General features: G+C 62.8%; 5 protein-coding genes. 3 read left to right on the top strand and 2 right to left on the bottom strand.

Annotated elements, in window-relative coordinates; genetic code table 11:
* Window positions 1-64 precede the first annotated feature (64 nt).
* On the bottom strand, window positions 65-835 hold the full coding sequence (locus RUH75_RS23225) for a CsgG/HfaB family protein (protein ID WP_313809574.1): 771 nt from the start codon (window positions 833-835) through the stop codon (window positions 65-67).
* 187 nt (window positions 836-1,022) lie between these two features.
* Here RUH75_RS23225 and lepA point away from each other — a divergent pair, with 187 nt between their 5' ends.
* The 3 genes from lepA to RUH75_RS23210 all read left to right on the top strand — a co-directional run bounded on the left by lepA (window position 1,023) and on the right by RUH75_RS23210 (window position 4,139).
* On the top strand, window positions 1,023-2,828 hold the full coding sequence (gene lepA / locus RUH75_RS23220) for a translation elongation factor 4 (RefSeq protein WP_313809573.1): 1,806 nt from the start codon (window positions 1,023-1,025) through the stop codon (window positions 2,826-2,828).
* 69 nt (window positions 2,829-2,897) lie between these two features.
* Window positions 2,898-3,284: a PH domain-containing protein gene (locus RUH75_RS23215; protein ID WP_313809572.1), complete on the top strand. Its 387-nt coding sequence runs from the start codon at window positions 2,898-2,900 to the stop codon at window positions 3,282-3,284.
* Between the two features lie 171 nt (window positions 3,285-3,455).
* Window positions 3,456-4,139 (top strand): hypothetical protein, encoded by a 684-nt coding sequence (locus RUH75_RS23210; RefSeq protein WP_313809575.1) that lies wholly within the window; start codon window positions 3,456-3,458, stop codon window positions 4,137-4,139.
* A 2-nt stretch (window positions 4,140-4,141) separates the two neighbouring features.
* On the opposite strand, the gene RUH75_RS23205 is transcribed toward RUH75_RS23210, so the two are convergent.
* The gene (locus RUH75_RS23205) at window positions 4,142-4,531 is read right to left on the bottom strand and encodes a DUF1801 domain-containing protein (protein WP_313809571.1); all 390 of its coding nucleotides are present in this window, start codon (window positions 4,529-4,531) and stop codon (window positions 4,142-4,144) included.
* Window positions 4,532-5,084: the final 553 nt, after the last annotated feature.

Raw genomic sequence — 5,084 nt, 5'->3', positions numbered from 1 at the left:
CGTCGAGACCGCGCCCATTGGTCATTGAGGCTGGGGCGCCATCGGTGACGGCGCCCCCATGCCATTATTGGGCGGGCGGTGCCGCCGCCGCCGCATTGGCGGGCAGGCCGCCCAGCTGGGTCACCAGCTTGGTATAGGCGTCGAGATAGGCGAGTACGATGACCTGGCCGATCTCGGTATTCTGATAGCCGCCACCACCGGCCGCCGCGAAACCGCCCCACCAGCCGGCACCGCCGCCTGCGCCGAAGCTCAGGTCCGACTTGCGGGCATAGCCCTCGGTCAGCGCTTCTTCCTCGGTGGTGCGGGCATTGACGATGGAAAGCGTCACATTCGCCTCGCTCTTCTTGATCGAGATGCCGCCAGCGAGCGCGCCGAAGGTCCGGCCGCCAAGCATGCCGCCGAGCATCCCGCCCAGCGCATTGCCGCCCGAATTCTTGTTGGAGGAGACGATGTCAGGCTGGAGGAAATAATCCGCCGCCTTCACCTGTCCCTTGCCCAGGTTGGAACCCGCCTGCAATTCGCCGGAATCGGCCATGGCGCGCTCCATGTTCCGGTTCATCATGGCGCGGCCACGATTGACCAGGCCGAAGCAGCCCGATTGCTGGATGAACACCTTGAGGATCGCCTCCGGGCTGCCCAGGTTCAGCTCCCGCCACCACTGATTGTCCGGCTCGACGATCGCGACGGTGCCCAGGCGACGGGTGCAATGAGGGATTTCCGCCGTTTTCTTGGCCTGCTGCTGCCGCGCGGATGAGCCCTTGTCGGCCGCCATCGCCGGAGAAGCCGCGACAGCCAGGCCGGCTGCGGCAGCGACGAATTTCGTGAACACACGCATGATCATGCACCCCTGAAAGTTGCTGAAGTCATTTTGATTTTTGGCGCCCCGATATTTGATCCAAGCTCTAGCACAACCGCGTGGGCGCGCAAGTAATGCGGATGGTTATCACCGCAATGCCCATGGCTGGTCCGCCATGTGCAAGCGCTGCTGACAGCGGCGCAAATGGCTGCTATCGGCGCGGGCCATGACTGATCTCTCGCACATCCGCAATTTCTCGATCATCGCCCATATCGACCATGGCAAGTCGACCCTGGCCGACCGGCTGATCCAGCGCACCGGGGGCCTGACCGACCGGGAGATGTCGGCGCAGGTGCTCGACAATATGGATATCGAGAAGGAGCGTGGCATCACCATCAAGGCGCAGACCGTGCGCCTCGATTATGTCGCGAAAAATGGCGAGACTTACGAGCTGAACCTGATGGACACGCCGGGCCATGTCGACTTCGCCTATGAGGTGAGCCGGAGCCTGGCGGCGTGCGAGGGCGCGTTGCTGGTGGTGGACGCCGCCCAGGGCGTGGAAGCACAGACGCTGGCGAACGTCTATCAGTCGATCGAGCATGACCATGAGATCGTGCCCGTCATCAACAAGATCGACCTGCCCGCCGCCGAACCGGAGAAGGTGAAGGCGGAGATCGAGGAGGTGATCGGCCTCGACGCGTCCGAAGCCGTGCTGGCCAGCGCCAAGTCGGGCATCGGCATCGACGACATCCTCGAAGCCGTCGTCGCCAAGATCCCCGCGCCCAAGGGCGACCGGGAAGCCCCGCTGGAGGCGATGCTGGTCGACAGCTGGTACGATCCCTATCTGGGCGTGGTCATATTGGTGCGCGTCATGAACGGCGTCATCAAGAAGGGCCAGCAGATCAAGTTCATGATTGGCGGCACCGAGCACCTGATCGACCGCGTCGGCTGTTTCCGGCCGAAGATCGAGCAGCTGGGCGAACTCGGCCCCGGCGAGATCGGCTTCATCACCGCGCAGATCAAGGATATCAGCCAGACGCGCGTCGGCGACACCATCACCACGGTCAAGAATCCGGCCAAGGCGCCGCTGCCGGGCTTCAAGGAAGTGCAGCCGGTGGTGTTCTGCGGCCTGTTCCCGGTCGACGCCAATGATTTCGAGAAGCTGCGCGATTCGATTTCCAAGCTGCGGCTCAACGATGCCAGCTTCTCCTTCGAGATGGAGACGTCGGCGGCGCTGGGCTTCGGTTTCCGTTGCGGCTTCCTGGGGCTGCTGCATCTGGAGATCATCCAGGAGCGGTTGACGCGCGAATATGATCTCGACCTCATCACCACCGCGCCTTCGGTGGTCTACGAGATTCACATGAATGACGGGACGACGCGGCATCTGCACAATCCCGCCGACATGCCCGACGCCAATCATATCGACTTCATCGAGGAACCGTGGATCGAGGCGGTGATCTACTGCCCCGACGAATATCTGGGTTCCATCCTGAAGCTGTGTCAGGACCGGCGCGGCATCCAGAAGAATCTGACCTATGTTGGCGGGCGCGCGCAGGTGACCTATGAACTGCCGCTCAATGAGGTGGTGTTCGACTTTTACGACAGGCTGAAGTCGATTTCGCGCGGCTATGCCAGCTTCGACTATCATCAGATCGGCACGCGGGAGGGCGATCTGGTCAAGATGGGCATCCTCGTCAACAATGAGCCGGTCGACGCGCTCAGCATGATCGTCCATCGGGGCAGCGCCGAATCGCGCGGCCGTGGCATGTGCGAGCGGCTGAAGGACCTGATCCCCCGCCATCTGTTCAAGATTCCGATCCAGGCGGCGATCGGCGGCAAGGTGATCGCCCGCGAAACGATCGCCGCAATGCGCAAGGACGTCACCGCCAAATGCTATGGCGGCGATATCACCCGTAAGAAGAAGCTGCTGGAGAAGCAGAAAGAGGGCAAGAAGCGGATGCGCGAATATGGCAGCGTGCAGATTCCGCAGGAGGCTTTCATCGCGGCGCTGCGCATGGGGGATGAGAGCTGAGCCGCATCCCGTCTTGACCATGGAGCCGCTTCCGTGGTCAATTCAACTGGTTAGCGGCAGGGGACCGGCATGAGCGAGACATGGCTGTATGATGAGCATCCGGCGATGTTCCGCGCGCATCCCTTTCTGTTCGCCCTGTTGCTGATTTCCGTCGTCGGCATCCTTGCCATCGGCGTGTGGTGGGTGCTGCGCAAGGGCGAACGGCTGGCGCTTTCCGACCGGGAGGTGCTGTTGGAACGCGGGTTGCTTGCCAAGCAGCGGACGGAAATCGCGCTTTCCAGCATCCGCAGCGTCCGCATCACGCAGACGCTGGGTCAGCGCATCTTCAATGTCGGCAATGTCGAGCTGTTCAGCGCGGGCGACATCGCTGAAATCGCGATCAGATCCATGCCCCGGCCCGATCGCATCCGGGCGATCGCGGCCTCGCGCAATCTGGACCTGCTGCCGCAGCGATGAGGGAGTGGAGGACTCTCTTGACTTGTCCGTATTTATTTCAACGATAGTGCAATAGCGAGAAGGGGCATGTCGAGTGCCCCCGGCCATCAGGAAGGACGCCGAAGGAACGCCGATCCGCAAATGGTGCGGGTGCGGCTTGCCAAGGGGTCGTCGTGCATGGGCTTGCGTGTGATGCCGTCGCTGCCAGAACTGACCGCGCAGCAGCGGGACGATGTCCGCCAGGCGTGCGGTTTCGCCTGTGTCCGCTGCGGCGTGACCATTTATCGCTATTTGCGGTTGCCGGAGAGCAATGGTGTGACCTTGCTCTGCCCGACCTGCCACGGCCTGGTCGAGGAAGGGCGGCTGACACCGACGCAGGTTCAGGGCTTCCACACCAATCCGGTCGTGCGACAGCGCCATTTCGCGCGCGATCGCCTGCCCTTTTCGCCGGAATTGCCGACGCTGATCATGGGCGGCTCCCGGCTGCTGCGGGATACGCCGATTCCGCTGACGCTGGAAGGGGAGCCGATATTGATCTTCTCCCCGCCGCGCCGGAGCAATGGCGCGACGCGCATCAGCGTGCGCATGGGCAATGCCGATGGCGAGCCGGTGCAGATCGTGGACGGCAATGAGTGGATTCCGACGGACGGCAGCTGGCATTTCCTGCTGCGCGGCGACCGGTACAGCATGATGGCGGCACGCGGCGATGGGATGGCGGTGCTGCGGATCGTGGCGCGCAACCGGATCGCGGTGGAGCATTTGCGCACCACCATAAGGGGACGTCGGCTGGAGGTGACGCCGGACTGGCTGGAGATCGACGGCAAGCGCCATGTCGGCCGGATCGGTAGCGGGTCGTTGATCGGGCTGGAGTGTTGACGTCAGCCCTTCTTCCGGGGCCTGGCCATGTTGAGCGTGACCGCCGCCCGGATGAGCGCCCGGAAGGCGTCGGCGTCGATCGTCTCGCCTTCATGGATGTCGATGGCGCGGCGGGTATTGCCCTCCAGACTGGCGTTGAACAGGCCTGACGGGTCCTCCAGCGACGCGCCCCTGGCGAAAGTCAGCTTGACCGCCGCCTTGTAGCTTTCGCCGGTGCACAGGATGCCGTCATGCGACCAGACCGGGACGCCGCGCCATTTCCATTCCTCCACCACGTCGGGATCGGCTTGCTTGATCAGCGCGCGGACCCGGGCAAGGGTGTCGCCGCGCCAGTCGCCCAACGCCGCGATCCGGGCATCGATCAGCGCTGGAGGCGTGTCCTTATCGTCCATCGGGTCGCTCCTGTTGCCACGCACCCTGATACCAGGCTGCGGCGATGCTGACGCATCGCAGCCGGGCAATGCCCAAGCACCGCACGGTGTAACAGATTGCAGCGAAACGGGAATGGCGTAGCGATGGTGCCGAGAGGGGCCTAACCTCAGTGCGCCACCGCTACGCCGCCCTATGGGGACCACCCTTGGGGCTGGCTGGACACGATCAGGAGATCGCGACGGCTGCCGGGGAGAATACGATTGAGGCGGGTGGTTTATTCCATCCCGATTCCGTCCGCTCGATGAAATCGGACCTAGAGCAGTTTCCGATCCGATTGCATCGGCTCGGCCGCTCTAAGTTTTTGGTTTACCGCGTTTTCCGAGCCAGCAGGTGATTCCACCTGCTTGGAAAACGCTCTAAAGCATCGTGCGCAAAAGTGGGAACCGGTTTTGCGCTTAAAACGATGCGATAACAAAAAATGAGAGCACGCGGCATGCGTCAGATTTAACGCAGCGTGCTCTAGTCACCTGGAACTGAAGTAGGTTATATTGTAGAGTGCTGCCGTCTGAACGA

It is taken from the genome of Sphingobium sp. (assembly GCF_032153725.1).
In the GTDB taxonomy this organism is placed as follows: domain Bacteria; phylum Pseudomonadota; class Alphaproteobacteria; order Sphingomonadales; family Sphingomonadaceae; genus Sphingobium.
This window is presented reverse-complemented; position numbering and strand designations above follow the sequence as displayed.

Bases quoted from the DNA above. Each gene is read 5' to 3' on its own strand.
- lepA (WP_313809573.1), top strand. From the start codon at position 1,023: ATGACTGATCTCTCGCACATCCGCAATTTCTCGATCATCGCCCATATC.
- RUH75_RS23205 (WP_313809571.1), bottom strand. From the start codon at position 4,531: ATGGACGATAAGGACACGCCTCCAGCGCTGATCGATGCCCGGATCGCG.
- RUH75_RS23215 (WP_313809572.1), top strand. From the start codon at position 2,898: ATGAGCGAGACATGGCTGTATGATGAGCATCCGGCGATGTTCCGCGCG.
- RUH75_RS23225 (WP_313809574.1), bottom strand. From the start codon at position 835: ATGCGTGTGTTCACGAAATTCGTCGCTGCCGCAGCCGGCCTGGCTGTC.
- RUH75_RS23210 (WP_313809575.1), top strand. From the start codon at position 3,456: ATGCCGTCGCTGCCAGAACTGACCGCGCAGCAGCGGGACGATGTCCGC.